We start from the raw sequence: 25,073 nt of genomic DNA, 5'->3' as shown, positions 1-25,073 counted from the left end.
TTTTGTTGGTACAATACTAGTATGGAATTAAATAGAGAAGAATTAAAAAAAGATCACCGAACAAGTTTCCTCATAGAAAACTTGGAGCGTTTGGAGCGCCAGGAGAGCGAATTATCAGCCATGTTAAGTGCAGATCCGACGCTTAAAGATTTGGTAGATGAAGACATGAAAACATTGCAAGTAGAAAAAGATGCCGTCAATATACAACTCGAAAGCATTCTCAAAGCTGATGAAGTTGAAGAGGAATTTCCTCGGGAAGTCATTCTCGAAATTCGCGCTGGTGCCGGCGGTGACGAAGCATCACTTTTTGCCTACGAACTTGCAGAAATGTATTCAAGGTATGCTGCTAAAATGGGCTGGTCATGGAAAATAAATTATGAATCTCAAAGTGAGGCAGGAGGTTACAAAGAAGCATCATTTGAAATTAATGGTACAGATGCCTATCGCATGCTCCGCTATGAGACAGGCGTTCATCGCGTGCAGCGTGTTCCTGGAACAGAGAAGAATGGCCGCATCCATACCTCAACAGCATCAGTTGCAGTGCTCCCCATACGAAAGAAAACCAAAATTGAAATTAATCCGGTTGATCTTGATATGGAATATTCGCGTTCAGGTGGGGCTGGTGGACAGAATGTCAACAAAGTTGAAACTGCAGTGCGACTTATTCACAAGCCAACTGGCATCGATGTGCGTTCTACTTCAGAGCGAAGCCAATTGAAAAATCGTGAGAAGGCTATGTCGATATTGATTGCAAAGCTCCAGCAGCTCAAAGACGAAGAAGAAGCCAAGACGTATTCTAGCGAGCGCAAGAACCAAATCGGTACAGGGGATAGAAGCGAAAAAATTCGGACGTATAATTTCCCACAAGACCGTGTGACTGATCACCGGATCAAGCAATCATGGTCTAATATTCCTGGTATCATGCTTGGTAATATGGATAAAATTGTCGCAGCACTTGAGTCTGGAACAGTTGGAACTGATGAGGAATAGAAGTTTTCCACTTTTTACGTGAGTAAAAACTTGCATATTTACACATACTATGCTATGGTGTGTCAAGTAGTTTCCCGAAGAAGTGTTTTCACCACCTAGGCATAGCTTTGGTATGTGCAAAATATGAGGTTTCAGGCAATTACCTTATTAGTTATATTGTCTTTTTTATTTATTTAAAAAGGACAGAATTATTGTCACATATGGCAAAGAAGTTGTACGTTGGTGGCTTACCATACAGCACTAGTGATGCAGAACTCAAATCACATTTTGAGCAAGCAGGTACTGTAGAATCAGCAACGATTATCATGGATAAAATGTCAGGCCGATCAAAAGGCTTTGGCTTCGTTGAAATGGCCTCTGACGAGGAAGCAGCGAAGGCTATTGAAATGTTCAATGGCCAAGACTTTGGCGGAAGAAATCTTACCGTCAATGAAGCTCGCCCAATGGAAGATCGCCCAGCTCGCTCTGGAAACGGAGGTGGTTACGGTGGTGGAAGTCGTGGTGGGCAAGGTGGTGGTTACGGTGGTGGCGCTAGTCGCGGCCGACGGGATTACTAATCTCCTCAAAAATCAAAAAGCACCCAAGCGAAAGCACGGGTGCTTTTTGTTGCTCAAATGGGGCATTTTTGCTATAGTTTTTGTGCCAGACGTGGCACCTTTTCTTTTGCGTGTGTACCAGCCCGAATGACTGAAGTCATTCAGTCGGGCGGGGTTCAGTTCTATATAACTGGTTCGCTCATTTCAAATCAATAAAAGTATTAGTTTCTTGCGTGCGTGTGTAGTTCAGTGGTAGAACGCTGTCCTGATAAGACAGAGGTCGAAGGTTCGATTCCTTCCACACGCACGCAGGGCGGTAACTTTTATTGATTTGAAAATTCACTTCCAGTTATAAGACAGCTTGCCCGCCTTTGGCGGGAGGTCGAAGGTTCGATTCCTTCCACACGCACCACAAACTGTCGTTTGTGTTTATGGATAAAAAACAAAAACCATGGTGGTATGACTCACTCGTTATATTTGGGCGAGTAAGCACGTGGGTCGCTATCCCAATTGTTGTTGCTTTATTCGTTGGGAAATATCTAGATCGAACTTTTGGCACAGAACCATGGATATTTCTCGGGCTTACTGGATTGGCGTTTTTCATCTCTATTTTCGGTATTCTCAAGGTAATAAAAAAGTATTTGCAAACTCTTAAAGACAACGACAATCAAACACATGCATAACGAAAACGAAATTTTAGATAACGAAACCGAGCTACATACTACGGATACTTCACACGAAATTGTTCATGAGGTGACGATATATGCCGAGCCGATCGGGCATATTGGTAACTTCACAATAACAAACGCACTTCTTACGAGTTGGATCGCGGTAGGTATTATTGTGATCTTGGCTATTGCCGTGAGGTTTAGCATTAAAAAGGTGCCAAGTAAACTTCAGACATTGTTTGAAGTAATTATAGAGCAGACTCTTGATCTTACTGATCAAATCACTGGCAATCGTGCAAAATCGCTCAAAATTTTCCCTATTGCACTCGCAGTATTTTTCTTTATCCTCATCAACAACTGGTTAGGTATATTGCCACTTGGCGCTTTTGGTTTAGTTGCCGAGCATGGTGGTGAAAGTGCCTTCTTGCCATTTTTACGTAGCGGAACAGCAGATATTAATACGACACTTGCACTTGCAGTAATGGCAGTGCTTGGCTCTAATCTGTTTGGCATTCTCTCAATTGGCGCCTGGAAAACATTCAATAAATATGTTAATCTGAAGGCGTTTGGCAAAGTTTTTACCGACGTTCGCAAAGATCCAAGTATTCTTATGGTTGCACCAGTCATGTTCTTTGTTGGCGTTCTTGAGCTTGTTGGTGAAGCCGCAAAAGTCGCATCACTTTCGTTTCGTCTTTTTGGTAATGTCTTTGCTGGAGAAGTGCTCTTAGCTTCGATGGCAGCGCTCCTCGCATATGTCTTGCCGATTCCATTTATTGGTCTTGAAATTTTTGTTGGACTTATCCAAGCACTCATTTTTTCAATGCTTACGTTGGTCTATTTCTCTATTGCATCAGAGGATCATGATGAAGCTCATGCAGAAAAACATTAATGTAACTGTTCTCTCTTGACGAGGTATTCGCCGATAGAGAACATCTACATTATAAGATGTCATTATTAGTCTAGTAGTTTATTTATATTTTATGGAAAACACAGCTGTGGATCTTATCCCACTCGCAAAAGCTATCGCTATTGGTCTCGGTGCTATTGGTCCTGGACTTGGTATTGGTATGATTGGTTCTCGTGCTATGGAAGCGATCGGTCGCAATCCTGAAGCAGCCAACAAAGTGCTCGTCCCGATGCTTATTGCATCAGCATTCGCAGAAGCTATTGCTATTTATGCGCTCGTTATCGCGTTCTCGCTCAAGTAGTAAAAAGTAAATAGTGAACAGCGAATAGTATGGACTCTCTTATTTCTACATTTCACATAGACTGGAAAATTATGCTCGCACAGGCGATTAATTTCGGCATTGTGTTTCTTGCGCTTTGGTATTTTGCTATCAAGCCAATCAGAAAGCTTATGGATGAACGGTCTCATAAAATTGCAGAAGGTTTAGCACAAGGTCAGGAAAATGCAATACTTCTAGCAAACACACAGAAAGCCTATGACGAAGCGTTAGCTCAAGCTCGCAGAGAAGGTGCAGATATACTAACTGATGCAAAGAGAAATGCAGATCAGAAGCGTGCTGAACTACTCAAAGTTGCTGAAGCTGACGTAGAAGCACTCATGAAAAATGGTAAAGCAAGTCTCGAAGCTGAGAAGCAGAAAATGCTTGATGATGCAAAGAAAGAGCTTGGGAATTTAGTAATTTCTGCAACAGAGAAAGTTTTGACTGGTACAATGACACCAAAGATTGATGCAGCATTAGTCGATAATGCAGTAAAAGAATTAAAGTAATATGAAAAAATTTCTTATTATTTGCTTAGTTATAATTGGAATTATTATTGTTTTTAAAATACCAATTATTAAGATCGACAATACCCAAAGTGTTGAATGTACCATGCTTCGATCACTCCCGTACATTCCTTCACAAGAAGAAATTGAAGATGGTTATTATAAACCTTGCGAAGGAAACGGAAAGGCAACCATATTTGTATACTTATTCAATAAAGTTAACTTTTAAATGACGAAACGTATTAAGACAACTGATCTGGCAGAGACTTTGCTTCAAACAACTGAAGGTAAGACGCATGCAGAAATAGAGAAAGTAATCCATGCTTTTGCAAAGCTTTTAATAAAAAGTGGTCAAGCAGGGAATTTGAATAGGATTATTGAGCGATATGAAGAGCTTTATGCAAAGAAACATAATATTTTAAACATTAGTATCTCTACAGTTACAGAATTAGAAAATGATGACAGAGAAAACCTCGAACAAGAACTCAAGAAAAAATATAAAGTAGATAAAGTTGCCATCAATGAAATAATCGATCAGAAAAACATTGGTGGTATGAAAATCAAGATCGGAGATATAGTGTATGACTACACACTAGCTGGTAGACTGGAACAGTTACAAGCCCTGTTTACTAAATGATTTACTATTCACTAATTACTACTCACTATTAACTATACTATGTCATCAAACTTTGTTGTCGAAAATTTAAGAAAAGAAATTGAAAATCTCAAGCTCACTGAAGGGGGAGAGAAGGTCGGCATTGTTGCAGAAGTTTTCGACGGCATTGCTCGTATCACAGGACTTCGTGATATCAAGGCATCAGAAATGGTGACATTTCCAGCTGGGCAGATTGGAGTTGCACTTAACCTCGAAGAAGATTTTGTTGGAGTGATCATTCTTGGTAATTATGAAAGTATCAAAGAAGGCGATGAAGTGAAGGCTACTGGTCGTATCCTTGATATTCCAGTAGGTGAAGCATTCATCGGACGTGTCGTAGATGCACTCGGCCAGCCTATTGATGGACGTGGCGCAATCGCAAACTCCAAGACCTATCCGATCGAGAAAGTAGCACCGGGCGTCATAACTCGCGAATCAGTGACACAGCCTGTGCAAACCGGTATCAAGTCTATCGATGCACTTATCCCTATCGGTCGCGGTCAGCGTGAGCTCATCATTGGCGATCGTCAGACCGGTAAGACTGCTATTGCTATTGATACGATTCTCAACCAAAAAGGCCAAGACATGATCTGTGTATATGTGGCGATCGGTCAAAAAGATTCAAAACTCAGGAAAATCGAAACACGACTTCGTGAAGCAGGAGCTATGGACTATACGATTATGGTATCGGCGAGTGCATCAGCACCTGCAGCTATGCAATATATCGCACCGTATTCAGGGGTCGCACTTGCGGAATTCTTCCTCGATCAAGGCAAAGATGTCTTAATCATTTACGATGATCTTTCAAAGCATGCTGTTGCATATCGTGAAATCTCACTCCTCCTTCGTCGTCCACCAGGCCGTGAGGCATATCCTGGAGATGTCTTCTATTTACACTCAAGATTACTTGAGCGTGCCTGCAGGCTCAATAAAGACTTTGGTGGTGGATCGATCACAGCGTTACCAATTATCGAAACACAAGCTGGTGATATTTCAGCGTACATTCCAACGAACGTGATCTCTATTACTGACGGACAAATATTCCTTGAGACTGATCTGTTCTACAAAGGTATTCGTCCAGCGGTGAACGTTGGTTTCTCAGTATCTCGTGTGGGTAGTGCTGCTCAGATCAAAGCTATGAAAAAGGTCTCAGGAACACTTAAGCTTGATCTAGCACAGTTCCGAGAACTCGAAGCATTCTCACAATTCGGCTCAGATCTCGATGAAGCTACCAAAGCCACGATCGAACGCGGTCGCAGAGCTACAGAGCTTTTGAAGCAGCTTCAGTATTCTCCAATGAAGGTTGAACATCAAGTCATCGTCCTCTATGCACTGACGAAAGGATATTTGGATACTGTGCCAATGTCCAAGATCAAAGAATTCGAAGAAGGGCTTATCGACTACGTAGAATCAAATGCAAAGCAATTCTTAGATGAAGTGAAGAAGGATGGTATGTGGAGTGAAAGTGGGGAAGTATTGCTTAAGAAAGTAATTGGAGAACATAAAACAACGTTTAACTAAATGATTTAAATATATGACTGAAGATAAAGAGATTAAATCATTCAAATTAAACAGAAGATACCTTGTTCGGATAGCTCCTGTTTTCGATGATTTATCAAAAAAATATGGATTAATTGGAATAGTCATTTTAGTAATTATCTTACTGTTAGCTGTCTTGGTTCCATACTTCATTAATCCAAGTATGTTTCAATAAATATTATATGGCTGTCGGAAAGGAAATAAAAAGAAGGATTAAGTCAATCCGTAATACCAAGAAGATCACCAAGGCCATGGAGCTTGTGGCTGCTTCGAAGATGAAGAAAGCAGTGAATCAGACATTGCAGTCACGCCATTATGCGAAGTATTCCCAAGAAGTCTTGGCGCGCGTAGCGGACTCGATCAAGAACTCGACGCATCCATACCTTGTCGAGAAGAAGGGAAAAAAGGAGCTTGCTATCGTCATTACGTCGAATCGAGGGCTTTGTGGTGCATACAACACTCAAGTTTTTCGTCTCGTCATGGAATTCATCAAGCATCACGCAGGTGAGTCATATGCATTCATCACAATCGGCAAGAAAGGTGAGGCCGCACTAAGGCGCCTTGGACAAAATGTCATTGCAACATTTCCAGATCTGCCAGATGCACCAAGACTTGCAGACGTGCTGCCAATAGCAAACCTTGCAATTGCAGAATTCGAAAAAGAAGGCTACGACCATGTGCATGTGCTCTATACAGATTATGTCTCAGCACTTTCGCAAGTACCAAAGAATGTGCAACTCCTACCTGTATCAAAAAGTGAAATCGCTGATGCTACACTTGCGCTCGATGGTGGGATAAAAAGCCAAGGAGAATATATCTTTGAGCCCAATAGTGAATCATTGATTATAGATCTGATCGAAGACTTGTCTCGCATGCACATATACCAAATGCTTCTCGAATCTATTGCATCTGAGCAATCTTCGCGTATGATAGCCATGAAGAATGCGAGTGATGCAGCAGGGGAGATTATTGATGAATTGACACTAGTATTCAACAAGGCCCGCCAAGCATCAATTACCCAAGAAATATCAGAAATCAGTGCCGGTATGGCAAGTGTGAGTTAATATATGGATGAAAGCAAATTAAAAATAAATATGGGACCTGAAAAGTACTCAGAAGAGTGGTTAAAGAAGAAAACACTTGTACAGAATGATGGTGGTGAAAAGTTTACGGTAGAAAATATTACTGATAGTTCAGGAACGTTTAAAAAAAAGATTGTTAAATTGAAATCATTGAAAGATCAACATACAGTAACAAAGAATTTTATTGAATTAATTAATTACATAAAAACACCAGGTAGTCCTTGGTCAATAGAAAAATAATTATGAAAGGAACAGTAAAAACAATTATCGGGCCGGTTGTCGATATAGAATTCACAAACCATATCCCGGAAATATATAACGCAATTGAAACTGAAATTGACGGTAAAAGAGTCGTTCTTGAAACACAGTACCACCTCGGCAACAACGTTATCCGCACGATTGCCATGGATTCTACTGACGGCATGTATCGAGGTATGGAAGTCATTGACACCGGTGCGCCTATCTCAGTACCTGTTGGCACAGATACGCTTGGGAGAATTTTCAACGTCTTGGGCGATGTGATCGATGGTAAAGAGAAAACTAAGTCTGACAAACGCTCTGCAATCCATCGTAAGCCACCAGCATTTACTGCTCAATCAACCAAAGTAGAAATATTAGAAACTGGTATCAAAGTTATCGATCTTATCTGTCCAGTCTTAAAAGGTGGCAAGGTCGGACTCTTCGGTGGTGCAGGTGTGGGCAAGACTGTGGTCATTCAAGAGCTCATTCACAATATTGCATCCAACCATGGCGGTTACTCAGTATTTGCAGGTGTTGGAGAGCGAACTCGTGAAGGCAACGATCTCTATCATGAAATGAAAGACTCAGGAGTGCTGGATAAAGTTGCCATGGTCTTCGGACAAATGAATGAACCACCGGGCGCGCGTGCACGAGTGGGACTTACGGGGCTCACAATGGCTGAGCACTTCCGTGACGAAGAAGGCAAAGACGTGCTTTTCTTTATTGATAATATTTTCCGCTTTACACAGGCTGGTTCTGAAGTATCGGCACTCTTGGGACGTATTCCATCTGCAGTGGGTTATCAGCCAACATTGGCATCAGAAATGGGCAACATGCAAGAACGCATCACTTCGACCGATAAAGGCTCTGTAACGTCCGTACAGGCCGTATATGTGCCGGCTGACGACCTGACTGACCCTGCTCCAGCAACGACATTTGCGCACCTAGACTCGACCGTAACACTTAACCGTTCACTCTCTGAGCTCGGTATTTATCCAGCTGTTGACCCACTCGATTCATCATCGACGATTCTTGATCCCAACATTGTCGGGAAAGAGCACTACGAAGTTGCCCGTGAAGTCCAGCGAGTACTTCAGCGCTACAAAGACCTCCAAGACATCATTGCGATTTTGGGTATGGAAGAACTCTCACAAGAAGATAAGGAGCTTGTGACTCGCGCGCGTAAGATCCAACGATTCCTCTCGCAGCCATTTTTCGTTGCAGAGCAGTTTACTGGCCGCGCAGGAGAGTATGTGAAGCTTGAAGATACTATTCGTTCTTTTCGAGAAATCCTCGACGGTAAGCATGACGAGAAAAGCGAAAGTGAATTCTACATGCGTGGTAGTATGTAGATGGCAAGTTTACCCGAATGTCAGTACTCTGGCGGGCGGGCATGATGAGAAAGGGGAGCAGGATTTTTACATGAGGGGAGCAATGTAAAAAACACCCCCATTACTGAGTGTGTTAAAATTAAAGAAAGTTAGGAATCATTTGAGATCAATTAAGACCTAATGCCCAAAGTAGCAGACTAATACAATAGGTTAGTACCAGAAGAGTAGTCAGAAGTTTTCCTAGATTGATACAGTTTTCAGATTTCTGGTAATAAGGCGAACCTGTAATAATTACACCAAATATACCGTGTTCTCTGAATTCCTTTAATTTCTTACTTCTCTGATCATAATAGTATGACAGGCACATAAGGCTTAAGATTACTAGCACTGAAAGTGGACCAAGATAGAGTAGATTCATGTTTCTTTATTTAATTGTTTTCAAAAATCTTACATTATTAATATTGATATGTCAACTAAAACACTAAAACTGAAGATAGTTACTCCTGAGCGTATGATTCTCGAAGAAGAGGTGGAACAAGTAACCCTTCCTACAACTGAAGGGGAGATAACAGTACTGCCAGGGCATGTGCCACTTATTGCTTCTCTTGGCACAGGAGAAATTGTGGCAAAACACATAGGAGAAGGTGAAGTTTCCCCAATGTCAGTTTCCGGAGGCTTTGTCGAAGTAAAGTCAGGTAGCGAAATAATAATCCTTGCGAGTACCGCCGAGCCTGTAGCTCAGATCGATATTGAACGAGCAAAGAAACGAGCAGAAGAGCTCATGAAAATGAAGAACGAGTCCGATGTCGACTTTGAACACTTCGAGGCGGAACTCGAACGCTCACTCAATAGAGTAAAAATAGCGGACAAGTGGAGAAGTAAGAAATACAGAAAATAAAAAGCGTCAACCAATTTCGATCGACGCTTGAGGGTGGTACTTTTTTAAACTAAACCCGGATTGCCGGGGCTTCTTATTTTCAATAATAAATTCCCAAGGATTATATACAAAAGGAACATAAACAAACTAAATCCTTTAGGACCAGAAAAAAGAGTGTTGGTCTCTGCTATTGCTTTGAAAATTATAATCAATCTTTCAACAGTAGCATCTGCAATTGTTTTGCCATTTAATTTAAAATGAATTGTACAAAATAGCATCAATTTTAATAATTCCTTTAAAACTTCCTTAACTTCTTTCTTTTTAGGGAGCCTATTGCAACAATAACCATTACTAATCTGCACAGCCTTAATGAGGATTTTTTTGTTACTCTTAACCTCATCATGCAATAGGTTGTTTGTTTTAGACCATTGCTCAATCTGTGCAACATATGTACTGACCAGCCAAAGGTCAGGATGAATTGGCTTCTTCAGTTGTAATGCCATACAAAGTTTCCTTAATACTGCATTTTAATAATTATTTTGTCAAGTTTAGAAAAGTAAACAAAAAAGCTATAGTAACCGTATGTATACGATTATTCTATTCTACAAATACCTACCCATAGAAAACCCAGACGAAGAAATGGCACGACAACGTGCTGTGTGTGAAGTGCTAGGTCTAAAAGGACGGATGATAATCGCGTCTGAAGGCATCAATGGCACTTTTGAAGGGATGACAGAAAATATTGAAAAATATATTACGTGGATGCAATCTAGGAAGCGTTTTAAACAGATTCATTGGAAAAAAAGTGTAGGTACTGGCGAAGCTTTCCCGAGGCTATCAATCAAAGTACGTGATGAGATCGTATCGCTTCATTTAGGCGAAGAAGGCGATATCAATCCAAATGTTATAACGGGTACCCATTTACCGCCACACGAGCTCAAGAAATGGTACGACGAAGGCAAAGAATTCTATGTCGTCGACATGCGCAATGACTATGAACTCAAGGTGGGGAAATTTGAGGGTACGGTTTTTCCAGGCATGGAGAATTTCCGTGATCTCAAAGAGAATGTAAAAGAAATTGCAAATTTGAAAAATAAAACAGTACTGACGGTTTGTACTGGTGGCGTACGTTGTGAAAAAGCGTCAGGATATCTCAAACGGGAAGGATTTAAGGACGTCTATCAACTCGATGGTGGCATAGTATCCTTTATGGAGAAATATCCTGGGGAGCATTTCGAAGGTAGTCTCTATGTCTTCGATAATCGAATCACGATGCACTTCAATGATAAAGAAAAACACAACGTTATAGGGATATGTGAGCGTTGTGGTGAGAAATCTGAACGATACGTGAACTGTGCTAATCTCGCATGCCACAAGCATTTTATTTGCTGTGAAGGATGTGCTCAATCAGCAACTGAATCTTACTGTAGTGCAAGCTGTGAAGAATCACTAATTATGAAATAAAAAAGGGAACCATTGACGGTTCCCAGCGAAGAGGTTTCTAAGGCCTCTTTAATCTGTAGGTTACAGTGGGGGCTTATGTATTCTCGCCAAAATCCCAAAACTGCCACAGAATGAATAACTTTTTCTTCATAAGATGTATTTATTTGTATACATAGTATATCATATTAAAACATATTTGTCAATAATCTGAAATTTCACCTTATTTTATAAGCTAAACATGGTATAATTGAAAAATTATGGCAATACTCTATATAGTCGCCACCCCGATCGGGAACCTTGAAGATATAACACTTCGAGCACTACGGATACTCAAGGAAGTTGATCTTATATTATGCGAGGACACTCGTACGACTAAGACGCTTTTGATGAAGTATGACATCAAAACTCCAACACAGAGTTACCACAGTAATACTACAGACGCTAAACATGAAGCTCTCATGAGAGAATTAGCAAGTGGCAAAACTATGGCACTCGTAACAGACGCTGGCACACCCTGCATATCAGATCCTGGAGTATTGCTTGTAAAGAAACTGCGTGAACTGAATGACCCCAATATAACTATTGTGCCGATACCAGGTGCGTCTGCATGTATTACGGCCTTGTCGGCATCTGGTATACCATCTGCTACGTTTACGTTTTATGGATTTCTGCCGCACAAGAAAGGCCGAGAAACTTTATTCAAGGAAATAATTGGCATCAAACATACTGCTGTTTTTTATGAATCGCCGCATAGACTGACGAAAACATTGGAAAAGTTGACAACACTTATTCCAAAACGCCATATGGTAATCGGCAGGGAATTAACCAAGAAATTCGAAGAGATTAAAGCTGGCAGTGTTCATGAACTTGCAACGTACTTTACAAAAAATAGTGGCCATATACGAGGGGAATTTGTCCTTATCCTAGAAGGGATTTCGTAATTAATAAAATTTGCAGTATACTTCCAAGCATATTACAATATACGCATGTCATACGAACGATTACTTTTTATATTAGGACTTTGGGTAGCAGCACTGCCATTTTTAGGCTTTCCAATAACTATACGTAAAATCCTGTTTGTTGTTACCGGCTTTGGTATTGCACTCATAGCGTATATATTTTACAAGCGGTCATTGCGACGACGCAGCACAAGCATGAGAAGTGTCAAAGAAATTATTGAAGAAACTAGTTAAGAAAAAATGAAACTTAAAAAACAGATTACATACCCACTTATGTTACTAGCTCCGGTCGTTGTCGGACTTTTTCTTTATTTTGTCGTACCTGAAGTTTTTGCTGCCAAATATTATACCGGGAAATTAGTAGCACAAGTGGTCAGTACTGATACAGAGGCTCCACCTTTACCAAAGCCTAAAGTCATTAGTCATATACGAACCCCAGAAGTAGTCAAAGCAATTTACATGTCTAGCTGGGCTGGTGGATCAACTTCATTTCGTAATAAAATTATAGCACTCATAGATGAAAAGGAAATCAATGCGGTCGTACTCGATGTGAAGGATTATACAGGCCGTATTGCATTTAAAGTAAATGATCCTGTACTCGTTGCAACTGGTGCAGTTGAAAATCGTATCAGAGATATCGATGCTCTGATTGAAGAGCTGCATCAGAAAAATATTTACATCATAGGTCGTGTAGCAGTTTTTCAAGATGAATATTATGTAGAAAAACATCCAAATGAAGCCGTCAAAAAGAAGAGCGACATAGCGAAAAATTGGACTGATAACAAAGGCATTCATTGGGTAGATGCTGGTTCGCAAAATGCATGGGAGTATAATGCAACCATCGCTAAAGAAGCCTACAGTCGAGGCTTTGATGAGATTAATTTTGACTATATACGTTTCCCGGCTGATGGTAATATGAAAGATATATATTTCCCCATAAGTGAAGGGAAGAGTAAGTCAGACGTCGTGACGAGCTTCTTTGCATACCTTGATACAACTTTCCATCCGCTGGGTATTCCTATCTCAGGAGATGTTTTTGGTATGACAACCATCAATACTGATGATTTGGGAATAGGTCAATTATTTGAAAGCGCATTACTACATTTTGATTATGTTGCCCCAATGGTCTATCCGTCACATTACTATAAAGGATTCAACGGCTACACAGACGTCAATGCTCATGCATATGATGTGGTGAAATATTCTCTTGACCGAGCAGTTGTAAGAGTAAATGCACTTATGGCAGATCCAACAGTGCCAGCAGAGAGTAAGGCAAGAATTTCCGTTGCACAATTACGTCCATGGCTTCAGGATTTTGATTATCCTGTGCATTACACCGCACAAATGGTGCAAGACCAAATCAAAGCATCAGGGGATGCTGGGATACCGTCATGGATGCTGTGGGACCCGGCAAATACGTACACAGCAAGTGCCTTGTTACCAGAATAATAAACTATAATGCAAAGCTCTACAAAAAAATCACAAAACATAGTCATAGGGATCTTCGTAGGATTAGTAATTTTCGCTCTAGGCATTTTAACCAATGCAAGGTTACATGTATTGCAAGCAGTGACGCCAAATATTTCAAATGCCGATTCAGCCGATACAACCCCAGCAGATTTTGCTCCATTTTGGAAAGTTTGGAATCTCATTGATGCAAAGCATCCCAATGCTGCAACTGTTGATGACCAAACAAGAATTTGGGGAGCAATTAAAGGGCTTGTTGCAACACTTGATGATCCTTACTCTGTGTTTCTGGATCCTACTGAAACTGAGAACTTTGATGCGGCAATAAGCGGTGAGATAAGCGGCATTGGTATCGAAATCGGTGTTAAAAATGGTGTGTTAACAGTTATTGCGCCACTAAAGGATTCTCCTGCTGAAAAAGCAGGTTTACGGCCAGGGGATACCATATTCAAAATAGATGGAAAAGAAAGTAGCACTCTAACAGTTGATGAAGCGATTGACTTAATACGAGGTAAAGCAGGAACAGTAGTTAACCTTACAATATTTTCTGAAGGTAATACTAATCCCAAAGATGTTAAAATTGTACGTGCAGATATAACTATTCCTACTTTAGATACCAAAGAACTTGGTAGTGGAATTTTTATGATTTCATTTTATAACTTTGGTGCAAATGCAGACAGAGAATTCAAGGCGGCTATTAAGACATTCGATGCATCAACTAGCTCAAAACTTATCCTTGATCTTCGGGGTAATCCTGGTGGTTATCTAGATGCATCTGTGCAAATTGCAAGCTGGTTTATTCCAAAAGGCAGGACCATCGTTGTTGAGAAAACAACTGACGCTGCTAAAGAGACAATATATAAAAGCCAAGGATACACACTAACTAAAAAGGATTTTCCGTTTGTCATACTTGTCGATGAAGGATCAGCTTCTGCATCAGAAATACTTGCAGGTGCATTGCAAGAATATAAAATCGCTACTTTAGTAGGAACTACAACCTATGGTAAAGGTTCTGTACAAGAAGTTATCCCTGTAACCAATGATACAGAATTAAAAATTACAGTAGCCAAATGGTACACTCCAAATGGTGTGTCGATCTCGGAACAAGGATTAACACCTGACATGGTCGTGTCAATTTCAGATGCAGATATTGAGGCTTCTAAAGATCCCCAATTAGATGCAGCAAAAGAATTATTAGCAAAGTAAAAACACATGAAAGTCATTTTACTGCAAACGGTACCAAAAATTGGCAAGCGAGGTGAAGTCAAAGAGGTCAATGATGGCTATGCTAGGAATTTTCTATTGCCTAAAAGTTTGGCAAAGATTGGAACTCCGCAAGCATTAGTCGCATGGGAACTACATGAAAAGCAGACGCAAATTGAAAAAAATATTGAGTTATCGCTTTTGAAGAAAAATCTTAGTGAATTAACAGATAAAGTTGTTACTATATCTACTCGAGTCAATGAGCAAGGTCATCTTTTTAAAGGTATTAGTGGCAGTGAAATACTGGAAGAGCTCGGCAGGCAACATAGAATACAATTATCTCCTGATGCATTAAAATTGGATAAGCCACTTAAAAGCACAGGCAGTCATATCCTTCCAATAGAAATTTCTGGCGAAAAAGCAAACCTTAAAGTCGTCATTGTAGCAGAAAAAAACTAATCATAAATGATTAGTTTTTTTCTTGTGGCTTATTGTACGTGGACAATGGGTTTGGTGACTACTTTGCCGTCATAATTAGTCTTTCTTTTTGTCCCAAATTTTACTTTACCTTCTCGGAGAGCAAATAGAGTGTGATCTTTACCGATGCTAACATTATTGCCTGCCATGATTTTTGTGCCACGCTGTCGAATAATAATACCGCCTGCTTTAACTGCGCCGCCGTCGTAAATTTTTGTACCTAAGTACTTTGGGTTCGAATCTCTTAAGTTATGGGCTGTTCCACCCGCTTTTCTATGTGCCATATGCTTATTTTAGTGTTTTTTGAATAAAAATATTATACTTCTATAGGTAGCATGAGTATACAAGAAGTACGAGATAAAATCAAGGTTTTATATGAAAACAAGCATTTTCAAGAAAATGTCCTTTTAGTGCTTGTTATAACCGTTGTGGGAAGTTCATGTTTTCTGTTTGGGAGATTATCAAATACTGCATCGCTTACAACTAAAAGCGTTGTGATTACTGGGCAAGTTGAGACATTTACGGATTCCATTGCACCTAATGTAACACCTGCTACCATAGGACAAGGGGAGTATGTTGCATCTCGGAATGGTACAAAATATTACCCGCCAAACTGTGGCAGCGCAAAGAGAATTAACGAGGAGAATAAAGTATGGTTTGCAACGCAGGAAGAAGCAGAGCTTGCTGGTTTTACTAAATCGAGTACTTGTACTTATGAATAATTAATTTTTATTGTATGTGTGGCATTATTGGATTCGTTAGTCAAAAAGAAAAACAGTTGTTACCGCTTTTGATTACATCGCTCGGTGATTTGGAGTATCGTGGTTATGATAGCTCGGGCATTGCGATTGTTGATCATGGTATTTTTAAAACAACCAAATGTTTAGGTGCACCGAGTGAACATTTTAACAAGGAAGTCATCGAGGGTGAATTTGGCACTAAAAATATCACAAGTACAGTAGGCATTGGTCACACGAGATGGGCAACACATGGCAAGCCATCAATTCAAAATGCACATCCGCATTTTGACTGTGACCACAACATAGCTGTTGTCCATAATGGCACAATTTTAAATTATGAAATATTAAAAGAGCAGTTGCTCGCTTTGGGGCATATATTTGTTTCAGAAACAGATTCGGAAATTATTCCACATCTAATTGAACAGGAACTTAAAGGAGGTGTCACAATGCATGACGCAGTCAAGTGTGTGGCACAAAAGCTAGATGGTGGTTTTGGGCTCGTGATTATAAACAAAGATGATCCTCATAAACTTTATGTAGTTAAAAATGGAAGTCCTCTGACTATTGGCAAAACAGATGCAATGTTCGTGGTTGCATCGAGTCCAAATGCACTCTTGCGATATACTGATCGATATATCGTTCTTGAGGATGGTGAAATGGGTGTGCTCGACGGTGCAAGCTTATCTTATGAGATTACTAAATATCATGATAAAGCAAGAAACTATATTCAAAAAGTAGAGCAGCTTATCGATGGCATGACGATTGGAGACCTCGGTAAGGGTGACTATGCAACCTTTATGCTCAAGGAAATCTATGAGCAGCCTTCTACAACTAGAATGACTATGTTAGGGCGATTTGATCTTACAAAAGGTGAGGTTATTTTAGGTGGACTAAAAGACATGGAAAAACAATTGCATGCTATTAAACATGTCGCTATAGTTGCGTGTGGCACTGCATACAATGCAGGGCTTGTTGCTAAAGAAATTATAGAATCTTTGACACCGGTTACTGTAACAACGCATGTAGCTTCAGAATTTCGCTACAGCAAATTTAATTATTCAAAAGAAGATACTGTTGTGATTGCTATTAGTCAGTCGGGTGAGACTGCTGATACACTTGAGTCTGTAAAAGATATACAAAAACGTGGATACACAACGCTTGGTATCGTTAATGTTGTCGGCAGTGCGATTGCAAATGAAACTGACGCAGGGGTATTTACACGCGCAGGTGCTGAAATCGGCGTCGCATCATCAAAAGCATTTACTGCGCAGTGCACGGTTGCATATCTTCTGGCGATTCTACTCGCACGCTCTAGAGGTATGGCTGCCTATGATGCTACAAAGTTTCTTACTGCGTTTGAAAAAATACCTGATCAGATGGCTGCCGTCCTTTTACAAGCCTCACACATACAAGCAATTGCGAAAAAATATAAGAACGCAAGCACAATTCAATTCCTCGGTAGAGGTGTACACATGGCTATTGCGAGCGAAGGAGCTTTAAAATTTAAAGAACTTACATATAAAGAAGTTGGCGCGTATTCACTCGGTGAACTAAAACACGGTCCAATGGCAGTTATAGATGATCAATCTGTGTCAATTGTGCTTTTACCAAAAGATAAACTTTTTGATTTGAGTAAAGTTTCACTTGAACAAATTAAATCAAAAGGCGGAAACATCATAGCTATTACTGATGCTGTAACCGCACAAGACGTAAGTTTAAAATGTGCTAACGACATTATAACAATCCCACATCTCGAAGACCCGCTCCTGTATCCTCTACTTGAGGTACTCGTACTGCAATTATTTGCATATTATTCAGCTCTTCAGCTTAATCGGAACATCGACAAGCCACGGCATCTGGCAAAGTCCGTTACGGTTCAATAAAATCATGCGCCTATTTAAATTTTTGTTCCTGGTACTCGTCATTAGTGTTTGTTCGGTTATCATTACTTCTTATGGTCTCGCATTAAAAACTAGTAACCAATCAAAATTTAATCTTTTGTTGCCAATCGAAAATTTTGCAACAATTTATTTGCCTTTTCTTAATCTTGAATTAAGTTCAGCAAATAATGCCGTCCTGTCGCAAGCAGGCATTATTACAGCAACTAATAAAGCTCGCTTGGACAATGGACTAAGCATACTTGTTGAGGATAGTAAGTTAGATGTTTCAGCTCAAATAAAAGTAGCAGATATGCTCGCTAAACAATATTTTGAACACGAATCTCCAGATGGCAAAGGAGTAAGCGATCTAGCGACAGAAGTTGGATATGCGTATACGGTTATTGGTGAAAATTTAGCACTCGGAAGTACTTTCAAAAATGATGAGGATGTAGTTACTGCCTGGATGAATTCACCAGGCCACCGAGCAAATATTTTAAATGATACATATACTAATATTGGCGTTGGTGTGGCAAAAGGTGCCTATCAAGACAGTATGGTATGGGTACTTGTACAGCATTTTGGCAAGCCACTTGCACTTTGTCCATCAGCTGATCCAGCACTTAAGGAAAAAATTGAATCCGAAGAAGCTACGATTGCAATGCTCGTAATTGAATTAGACAATGAAAAGGGAAGTATAGCAAGTATGAATCAAAACAGTATTCAGTATTGGCCAGCTGTAGAAAACTATAATAAAAAGGTAACTGAATATAACGCTCTCGTTGCTCAGGTAAAAATTGAATTGGAAAAATATAATAGTGACGTGCGGAAGTTTAATAGCTGTATTATGTAGTCTTATATTAGTAGAGGGAATAAATATCTATATGTCGCACAATATATCTTTTACGACATATACCTTGCATTTATATCTATGTATACTAGATTAATGAAAGGTTCTTACCTGCCACGCGCTGCTGCAAAAAAGCTATTTAATGCATATAGCTTGGACCTTCATTTTTGTACCAGCAGATAGAAGCAAAACTTAGGAATCTTCCCAGCTACATTTACGGCTGGGATTTTTTAATACATATCAGGCTTAAGCATATCTGCTGTATATTTTGGCATGTAAAGTATTGGGTCAAGATATGCATTTAGTGCCGCACGTGGCTGATACAGCATCTTTCCTTTGCACGCAATGCTTTCTTTGTTGCTTATTTCTACTGCTTCAGCTGCGTAGAGTCCGACATGTAGATGTGGCCCAGTTGCATGGCCTGTAAAGCCGCTATACGCGACGATATCACCAGGAGCTACTCTTTGTCCTGTTGAAGCCTTTATAAGCGATAAATGGCCATATACAGAGCCTAATCCATTGTCATATTTGATATATACCCATTTGCCGAATGATGCTCCTTTACATGCTTCATCTGTATCACCAAAGCCCAAGACCGTACCTGATGCCATGGCCATGACTGGTGTGCCTGTGCTTGCTCTAAAATCAATGCCACTATGGCTACCACTTGTATATAAACGCTTTGCGGCAACTGTTTTGCCAAATAACTGTGTAATATATACAGATTGCAATGGCCAATTAAGCGCACCTGAACCTACTTTTGGTAAACTACTTGGATCTAGTACGAATTTTAATTGGGCTTCATAATCTCTAAGTTCATTCCCGAATGCATTTTTTAATGCAGTTTTTTGGGCAACAATTTTTTTGTAGTTTGACTCTTTATCTTTGGTCTCTCCAAGTAGTTTGTTTTTAGCAACTATATTTTGGCTTAGAATTTTTTGTTGATCGCCAAGCTCACTTTGTAGTTCAACAAGAAGTGACTTTGCCTTAATTGCGTCAGATCTACTACCTTCTAATCCAGTTTTGACGACAGTAACTTCGGATATATTTTCACGAATTCGTCTTTGTACACTTTTAATATTTTCAATATCACCTAACGATTCTGTTATTGCGCTTCTCGTAAGAATGCTAAAGATAAATGGATTGTTTTCTGACTCATTTATAATTGCAATACCTTTTGCTATTGATTGTTGGTTATTATCAATCGTTTGATTTTTGTCGCCAATCTGAAGCTCTAGCTCTTGGATGTGTAGATTAGTCGTCGTAATTTTTGATTGTGTAACTTTGACTTCTGCTTCCAATTTTTTATGTGAGATATCTAACTCATTCAATGAACTTTTAAGTGTCTGTGCATTTTTACCAATAACATTCAATTCAGTTTGATACTGCTTAATCTCTTGCTCTAATTGCTCGATCTGGTTATTTTTTTCAGAAATTTTTTGGGACAAATCACTTGCTGTGTCTGCCTGTACATTTTTTTGTAATGCACAAAATGGCACTAGTGTAATAGTTAGTATCAAACCAGTGGCGAGTAATGTTGTCGTGTGTTTATTCATAGAAAAGGTGTGGGTTTATGTTGCAAGCATAGTTATAGCAATAGAAAGTCTTTCCAAAGTTTCAGATTTACCAAGTATATCAGCAAGTATAAATGGGTCGGGGGATTTATCGAGTCCGGATAATGCAAATCGCATAGGATGCAGTGTCGCGCCCCTATCCTTAGAGTCAAGTGCCTGCATAATTGAATCTTTTATTGTTTCTTTCGTGAAGTCCCCTTCAGGTATATTTGACAAAACACCAAAGACATTTTCTAAATTAGCTTTTGTAACTTCAGACGGCGTGTCCTTGTATGTAAGCCCCAAGGTATTGACGTCAGGTTTATTGAAAAAATATGTTAACTCTCCCCTATTTCCCATATCAATAATATCAGAGAACTTATTAATACGTTCACGAAGTATTGGTATCATACGGTTAAATATATTTTCAGAAAATGTAGCTAGTTTACTAATAGAGTCTGGTAAATATTTTTTAGCGTATGCGATAAATTCCTTACCGTTTAATTTGAGTATGTGTTCCCTATTTATCCAATCAAGTTTTTCTTGGTTTACTTTTGCCCCTGATTTTTGAATTTTAGTAACATCAAATGCTTGGGTAAGTTCTTCCTTAGTGAATATTTCTCGCTCATCTCCTGGATTCCAGCCCAAAAACGCAAGAAAGTTAATCATTGCTTCAGGTAAATACCCTTCATTTCGGTAATCTAGTATATCTTTGGCGCCATCTCGTTTGCTGAGTTTTTTTTTACCATCTGGCCCAAGAATAGGTGGTAACGTTACAAATGCCGGACGTTTGATTTCAAGAGCATCATAGAGTGAGAGGAATTTTGGTGTTGATGCAATAAATTCATCTGCGCGCATAATATGGGTTACCCCCATTTCTAAATCATCTATAATATGGGCGAAATTATATGTCGGGTAACCATCACTCTTAATTAAAATAAAATCATCAAGTGCTTCTGGCCCTGCACTCAAGGTGCCCCGAGCAAGATCGTGCCACTCATAAGATTTAATGTTAGTTACTTTGAAGCGAAGTGGCCTACTTCCGTCCCATATCGGAGGATTCTGTGGCCGGTGATCTCTAAAAAGAAATGGTTGCTTTTTACTTTCTGCTTCTTTGCGAAATTCCTCGACTTCTACTTCAGTATAAGGGTCAGTATATGCTAAATCTTTGTCTATAAGTATTTGGGCATACTTTCTATATGTATCTAATTTTTGTGATTGGGTGTATGGTCCGTGAGGTCCACCTATATCGGGACCTTCATCCCAAGTAATACCAAGCCATTTCAGGGATTCGATTATATGGTCAAATGAATTTTCTACTTCTCTTTTTTTATCTGTATCTTCACTTCGTAATATAAAAACCCCATTATTTTTCCGCGCCCAAAGCCATGCATATATTGCAGTGCGAATACCGCCAATATGCATATAGCCTGTTGGTGAGGGCGCAAAACGAGTAATAACTTTTTCTTCTGACATCCCTATATTTTACCAGAATGCAGCTCATTTCTCTACTTTACATGTTCTAAAGCTAAATCAAGAATTTCCTTGGCAATCACCCGTCCCGCATCAGGCCGTGCAAAATCTTGCGTAGCCTTTTTCATTGCAGCAACTTTGCTTGGGTTACTTAAAATATTTTCTATTTCAGATACGAGTATGTTTGGGGTTAAATTGTTTTCTTCGATAACTTCGCCACAGCCTGCTCTCGCGTAGGTATACGCGTTTTTTCTAGCATGGTCGCCATTTGATTTATCAAATGGAATAATAATCGAAGGTACGTTCCAAGATGCAATTTCAAATATCGTTGAACCTGCACGAGAAATAACGAGTGTTGCTGCCCCTGAACTCATTTTCATACCAAGCGGATTAAGAAATCCAACTGGCTTATAACGATCCTTGTTGGTATTTCCTGCAAGTACTACTTGGGCTGTTTCGGATACATCTTTAAGATTTTTTACCCCAACCTGGTGGATAATTTGATACTTGGCAACCAATGTAGGTAATGCATCAATGATTGCGTTATTAATTTTTTGTGCGCCTTGTGATCCTCCTAGAATAAATAACACTGGTATGGTCGAATTAAATTTGAGGTATTCGAATGCACCATCGCGTGCGGCCTGGGTGATATCTCTTCGTATTGGCTGTCCAGTCCAGGCCGTTTTTGTTTTTGGAAAATAATCACTAGCTTCTTCAAATGATATGGCTATACGTTTTGCAAATTTTGCTGCCCAACTATTTACTCGCCCAGGAGCTGAATCTGATTCGTGGATGATTACTGGTATTCTCAAAAGTCTCGCTGCAAAAAGTGCCGGGAAACTTGCGTAACCTCCCTTCCCTACAACTACGTCTGGATATAATGCAAACACCTTCAGAGTTGCTTCCAAACAGCCAAATATTGTTTTACCTATATCTATGAAATTTTTTATTGATGGGTAAATGCGTAGTTTGCCAGCAGTGACAGGTATAAAAGTTATACTGTTTTCATATAATGCAGCTTTATCATACGGCTCAGTCGACATATAGAACAGTTCAACTTTAAGAATTTTTTCATCTTGAACAACCCTTTGTATATTTTCTGCAATAGCAATAATTGGGTAAAAGTGTCCTCCTGTTCCTCCTCCGGTGAATAATATTTTCATAGTGATATTTATTTATGCATTCCGTTATTTGCTTTCTGGTAACGTGACATGTTGAGTATAACCCCCATTGCTGCAAGTGAGATCATAAGTGACGTACCTCCATGGCTTACGAAAACTAATGGCACACCAGTCAATGGAAATAAACCTATAATAGATGCAATGTTTAAAAGCGATTGCGCGCCTAAAAGTATAACAATTCCAACAATAAAAAGTCTACTAAAGCCATCGGGGGCATGGTTTGCAATTCTAAGTCCCCTAAGTACAAACGCTGTATAAAGCACGAGTAGTATACTACAGCCGATAAAGCCAAATTCTTCACCTATAACAGCAAATATAGAGTCACCTTGAGGCTCTGGCAAATAACTAAATTTTTGAATGCTTTGCCCAAGGCCTCGTCCAAATGTGCCACCCGAGCCTATTGCGATTAGGGATTGTTGTAGTTGATATGATGATCCTGAGCTATCTTTATCTGGGTGAATAAAAGTATCAATACGGCTTGTCAGGTATGGAGTAAAAAATGCCAATATAAGCAATCCTGCAGCTGCGATTCCCAAAAGTCCAAAAATATATTTAAGTGGCACTCCAGATACGAAAAGCATTGCTCCGCCCGTTACAATAATGAGTAATAAACTTTTTGTATCTGGCTGAGCCAATAAAATACCCGCAATAAGTAGCAGCAAAGCAAGCAGTGGAATAATACTGTACTTATAATCTGTTGCTTTACTTTTTAGCCAGGACATATAGGCTGCAAAATACAGAATAAACCCAACCTTGAGAAATTCTACAGGCTGAAATGAAATCGGACCAAGGTTTACCCACCGTGATGCTCCGCCATGCGTAAACCCGATTTGTGGGACAAATACAAGCAAGGTAAGACCTATAGACGCTAGAAAAAAATAAAAAGCGTATTTACGCCAGAACAGATAATTAATTCTAGAGGTTAGATACAACGCAAGCGCCCCACCACAGAGACCAAGTACAAGTTGATTAAATATAACACCGTAAAATTTAGTCTCACTTTTTGCAAGTATACCTAGTGATGCCGAAACAAACGTCAAGATTCCTACGCCAGTTAAGGTAACAACAATCCAGAAGAATGTCTTATCAAACGGTTTGATTTTTGTAGTCATACTTAACTGATCAATGAAAGCACAATTCCAATAATTGCAAAAATAACTGAGATAACCCAATACCGCATGGTGACTTTTTCTCTCGGCCAGCCCAAACTTTGAAAATGATGATGCAGCGGTGCGACTCTGAATACTTTATAGTGGAAAAACTTCTTTGAAATAATCTGGATAGCTGAAGAAAGTGCAGTTAGTGTTAATGGTAACGCAATAATTGGTAAAATAAGAACTGTATTTGTTAAAAATGCCACCAGTGTTAGCGATACAGTAAGCCCCAACATTCCAGATTCTCCTAAATAAAACCTGGCAGGCGGGATATTGAACCAAAGAAATGCAAGAAGTGCTCCAGTAATTACTCCACAAAATACAGCCACATTAATTTGATTTTGGAAAAAAGCAATAGTAGCGTATGCTGCAAAAATAGTTGCCATCACACCACCAGCAAGGCCATCAATACCATCGATAACCCCACTTGAGAATACTCCGAATAGCACGAGCATGAAGAAAGGTATAAAAAGTATGCCTAGTGCTATTGAACCATCGAAAGGTATGTGGACAAGTGACGCTCCAAGTTTTTCATAGAACCAGGTGCCACCTACGAGGCCAATCATGACTACCATCACAATCATGTAAATTCGCGGGAAACCGTTACTAAACTTACCTTCATGTGCATAAATGCAAAGTGCATCATCAACGAGGCCTATGAGCGAAGCAAAAAATAATCCAACTAATAATATGAGGGTTTGATCACGACTGATAAAGTTTAACTTTTCAATAACTGGGCTTGGAAAAAAAATAGTGAGAAGCCACATAGCACAAGCTACTGTAAGTGTTGAGAGCCAAATAATAACACCACCTATCCGAGATGTTCGAAGTTCATCATCGCTATTGTGGATAGCTTGGAAGACAGGTGACATTTTGTCGGGATTTTTTGTTTCATCTTTGCGTGCGTAGCGCTTCCACAATTTATGCTTTATAGAAAATCTCACCACAGTAGGTGTCATGGCGATACCGACTAAGAATGTCAGTGCAGTCGGTAGAAATAATTTGATAAGACTTAAATCCATACACTTGAGTATACAACGAAGCAA

General features: G+C 39.6%; 28 protein-coding genes and 1 tRNA gene. 22 read left to right on the top strand and 7 right to left on the bottom strand.

Annotated features, from left to right (window positions below):
* The first annotated feature begins 21 nt into the window (after window positions 1-21).
* The 13 genes from IPF86_03935 to atpC all read left to right on the top strand — a co-directional run bounded on the left by IPF86_03935 (window position 22) and on the right by atpC (window position 9,671).
* A complete protein-coding gene (locus tag IPF86_03935; protein QQR50201.1) occupies window positions 22-990 on the top strand; it encodes a PCRF domain-containing protein in 969 nt (322 codons plus the stop codon).
* Window positions 991-1,190: 200 nt separating this feature from the next.
* A complete protein-coding gene (locus IPF86_03930) occupies window positions 1,191-1,547 on the top strand; it encodes an RNA-binding protein (GenBank protein QQR50200.1) in 357 nt (118 codons plus the stop codon).
* 214 nt (window positions 1,548-1,761) lie between these two features.
* Window positions 1,762-1,833, top strand: a tRNA-Ile gene (locus tag IPF86_03925).
* Window positions 1,834-1,957: 124 nt separating this feature from the next.
* Window positions 1,958-2,209: an AtpZ/AtpI family protein gene (locus tag IPF86_03920; GenBank protein QQR50199.1), complete on the top strand. Its 252-nt coding sequence runs from the start codon at window positions 1,958-1,960 to the stop codon at window positions 2,207-2,209.
* The gene (gene atpB, locus IPF86_03915; protein QQR50198.1) at window positions 2,202-3,083 is read left to right on the top strand and encodes a F0F1 ATP synthase subunit A; all 882 of its coding nucleotides are present in this window, start codon (window positions 2,202-2,204) and stop codon (window positions 3,081-3,083) included. The genes IPF86_03920 and atpB overlap by 8 nt, the downstream gene beginning before the upstream one ends.
* A 91-nt stretch (window positions 3,084-3,174) precedes the next feature.
* On the top strand, window positions 3,175-3,402 hold the full coding sequence (atpE, locus tag IPF86_03910; GenBank protein ID QQR50197.1) for an ATP synthase F0 subunit C: 228 nt from the start codon (window positions 3,175-3,177) through the stop codon (window positions 3,400-3,402).
* A 29-nt stretch (window positions 3,403-3,431) separates the two neighbouring features.
* Window positions 3,432-3,929, top strand: coding sequence for a F0F1 ATP synthase subunit B (gene atpF / locus IPF86_03905; protein QQR50196.1), 498 nt, complete (start codon window positions 3,432-3,434; stop codon window positions 3,927-3,929).
* A gap of 226 nt (window positions 3,930-4,155) precedes the next feature.
* Window positions 4,156-4,563 (top strand): ATP synthase F1 subunit delta, encoded by a 408-nt coding sequence (gene atpH, locus IPF86_03900; protein ID QQR50195.1) that lies wholly within the window; start codon window positions 4,156-4,158, stop codon window positions 4,561-4,563.
* A gap of 39 nt (window positions 4,564-4,602) precedes the next feature.
* On the top strand, window positions 4,603-6,102 hold the full coding sequence (locus tag IPF86_03895; GenBank protein ID QQR50194.1) for a F0F1 ATP synthase subunit alpha: 1,500 nt from the start codon (window positions 4,603-4,605) through the stop codon (window positions 6,100-6,102).
* A gap of 200 nt (window positions 6,103-6,302) precedes the next feature.
* Entirely contained in the window at window positions 6,303-7,184 is an 882-nt protein-coding gene (gene atpG, locus IPF86_03890) for an ATP synthase F1 subunit gamma (GenBank protein QQR50193.1), read from the top strand.
* 3 nt (window positions 7,185-7,187) lie between these two features.
* Window positions 7,188-7,442, top strand: coding sequence for a hypothetical protein (locus tag IPF86_03885; protein QQR50192.1), 255 nt, complete (start codon window positions 7,188-7,190; stop codon window positions 7,440-7,442).
* A gap of 2 nt (window positions 7,443-7,444) precedes the next feature.
* Window positions 7,445-8,794, top strand: a complete 1,350-nt coding sequence (gene atpD, locus IPF86_03880; GenBank protein ID QQR50191.1) for a F0F1 ATP synthase subunit beta — start codon at window positions 7,445-7,447, stop codon at window positions 8,792-8,794.
* 445 nt (window positions 8,795-9,239) lie between these two features.
* Window positions 9,240-9,671, top strand: coding sequence for an ATP synthase F1 subunit epsilon (gene atpC, locus IPF86_03875; protein ID QQR50190.1), 432 nt, complete (start codon window positions 9,240-9,242; stop codon window positions 9,669-9,671).
* A 44-nt stretch (window positions 9,672-9,715) separates the two neighbouring features.
* On the opposite strand, the gene IPF86_03870 is transcribed toward atpC, so the two are convergent.
* Entirely contained in the window at window positions 9,716-10,153 is a 438-nt protein-coding gene (locus IPF86_03870; GenBank protein QQR50189.1) for a hypothetical protein, read from the bottom strand.
* Between the two features lie 79 nt (window positions 10,154-10,232).
* Here IPF86_03870 and IPF86_03865 point away from each other — a divergent pair, with 79 nt between their 5' ends.
* The 6 genes from IPF86_03865 to rplI all read left to right on the top strand — a co-directional run bounded on the left by IPF86_03865 (window position 10,233) and on the right by rplI (window position 15,181).
* Complete coding sequence (locus IPF86_03865; GenBank protein ID QQR50188.1) at window positions 10,233-11,114, top strand: rhodanese-related sulfurtransferase; 882 nt, start codon at window positions 10,233-10,235, stop codon at window positions 11,112-11,114.
* A gap of 236 nt (window positions 11,115-11,350) precedes the next feature.
* Window positions 11,351-12,034, top strand: a complete 684-nt coding sequence (rsmI, locus tag IPF86_03860; protein QQR50187.1) for a 16S rRNA (cytidine(1402)-2'-O)-methyltransferase — start codon at window positions 11,351-11,353, stop codon at window positions 12,032-12,034.
* 45 nt (window positions 12,035-12,079) lie between these two features.
* Window positions 12,080-12,286: a hypothetical protein gene (locus IPF86_03855; protein QQR50186.1), complete on the top strand. Its 207-nt coding sequence runs from the start codon at window positions 12,080-12,082 to the stop codon at window positions 12,284-12,286.
* A 6-nt stretch (window positions 12,287-12,292) separates the two neighbouring features.
* Entirely contained in the window at window positions 12,293-13,501 is a 1,209-nt protein-coding gene (locus IPF86_03850) for a hypothetical protein (GenBank protein ID QQR50185.1), read from the top strand.
* A 9-nt stretch (window positions 13,502-13,510) separates the two neighbouring features.
* On the top strand, window positions 13,511-14,725 hold the full coding sequence (locus IPF86_03845) for a S41 family peptidase (protein ID QQR50184.1): 1,215 nt from the start codon (window positions 13,511-13,513) through the stop codon (window positions 14,723-14,725).
* Window positions 14,726-14,731: 6 nt separating this feature from the next.
* Complete coding sequence (gene rplI / locus IPF86_03840; protein ID QQR50183.1) at window positions 14,732-15,181, top strand: 50S ribosomal protein L9; 450 nt, start codon at window positions 14,732-14,734, stop codon at window positions 15,179-15,181.
* A gap of 29 nt (window positions 15,182-15,210) precedes the next feature.
* Here the strand turns inward: rplI and rpmA are convergent, their stop codons facing one another.
* Window positions 15,211-15,483, bottom strand: a complete 273-nt coding sequence (rpmA, locus tag IPF86_03835) for a 50S ribosomal protein L27 (GenBank protein QQR50182.1) — start codon at window positions 15,481-15,483, stop codon at window positions 15,211-15,213.
* 51 nt (window positions 15,484-15,534) lie between these two features.
* On the opposite strand from rpmA, the gene IPF86_03830 reads away from it, so the two are divergent.
* Genes IPF86_03830 through IPF86_03820 form a run of 3 tightly spaced genes read left to right on the top strand, consistent with a single transcriptional unit; the run spans window position 15,535 to window position 18,669 of the window.
* Window positions 15,535-15,921: a hypothetical protein gene (locus IPF86_03830; GenBank protein ID QQR50181.1), complete on the top strand. Its 387-nt coding sequence runs from the start codon at window positions 15,535-15,537 to the stop codon at window positions 15,919-15,921.
* Between the two features lie 14 nt (window positions 15,922-15,935).
* The gene (gene glmS, locus IPF86_03825) at window positions 15,936-17,822 is read left to right on the top strand and encodes a glutamine--fructose-6-phosphate transaminase (isomerizing) (GenBank protein ID QQR50180.1); all 1,887 of its coding nucleotides are present in this window, start codon (window positions 15,936-15,938) and stop codon (window positions 17,820-17,822) included.
* Between the two features lie 4 nt (window positions 17,823-17,826).
* Window positions 17,827-18,669 carry a hypothetical protein gene (locus IPF86_03820; GenBank protein QQR50179.1) on the top strand — a complete coding sequence of 281 codons (843 nt, stop codon included), beginning with the start codon at window positions 17,827-17,829 and terminating at the stop codon, window positions 18,667-18,669.
* Between the two features lie 227 nt (window positions 18,670-18,896).
* On the opposite strand, the gene IPF86_03815 is transcribed toward IPF86_03820, so the two are convergent.
* Genes IPF86_03815 through IPF86_03795 form a run of 5 tightly spaced genes read right to left on the bottom strand, consistent with a single transcriptional unit; the run spans window position 18,897 to window position 25,049 of the window.
* Window positions 18,897-20,222 (bottom strand): peptidoglycan DD-metalloendopeptidase family protein, encoded by a 1,326-nt coding sequence (locus tag IPF86_03815; GenBank protein ID QQR50178.1) that lies wholly within the window; start codon window positions 20,220-20,222, stop codon window positions 18,897-18,899.
* A 15-nt stretch (window positions 20,223-20,237) separates the two neighbouring features.
* On the bottom strand, window positions 20,238-21,695 hold the full coding sequence (locus tag IPF86_03810; GenBank protein ID QQR50177.1) for a glutamate--tRNA ligase: 1,458 nt from the start codon (window positions 21,693-21,695) through the stop codon (window positions 20,238-20,240).
* Between the two features lie 32 nt (window positions 21,696-21,727).
* Entirely contained in the window at window positions 21,728-22,855 is a 1,128-nt protein-coding gene (locus IPF86_03805) for a UDP-N-acetylglucosamine--N-acetylmuramyl-(pentapeptide) pyrophosphoryl-undecaprenol N-acetylglucosamine transferase (GenBank protein ID QQR50176.1), read from the bottom strand.
* 8 nt (window positions 22,856-22,863) lie between these two features.
* Complete coding sequence (ftsW, locus tag IPF86_03800) at window positions 22,864-23,985, bottom strand: putative lipid II flippase FtsW (protein QQR50175.1); 1,122 nt, start codon at window positions 23,983-23,985, stop codon at window positions 22,864-22,866.
* Between the two features lie 2 nt (window positions 23,986-23,987).
* A complete protein-coding gene (locus tag IPF86_03795; GenBank protein ID QQR50174.1) occupies window positions 23,988-25,049 on the bottom strand; it encodes a hypothetical protein in 1,062 nt (353 codons plus the stop codon).
* Window positions 25,050-25,073 lie beyond the last annotated feature (24 nt).

The sequence above is a fragment of the Candidatus Nomurabacteria bacterium genome, from assembly GCA_016699085.1.
Taxonomy (GTDB): Bacteria; Patescibacteriota; Minisyncoccia; order Phycocordibacterales; family UBA9973; genus CAZLWF01.
The sequence above is the reverse complement of the archived record's forward strand: the minus strand, read 5'-3'. Positions and strand labels throughout refer to the sequence as shown.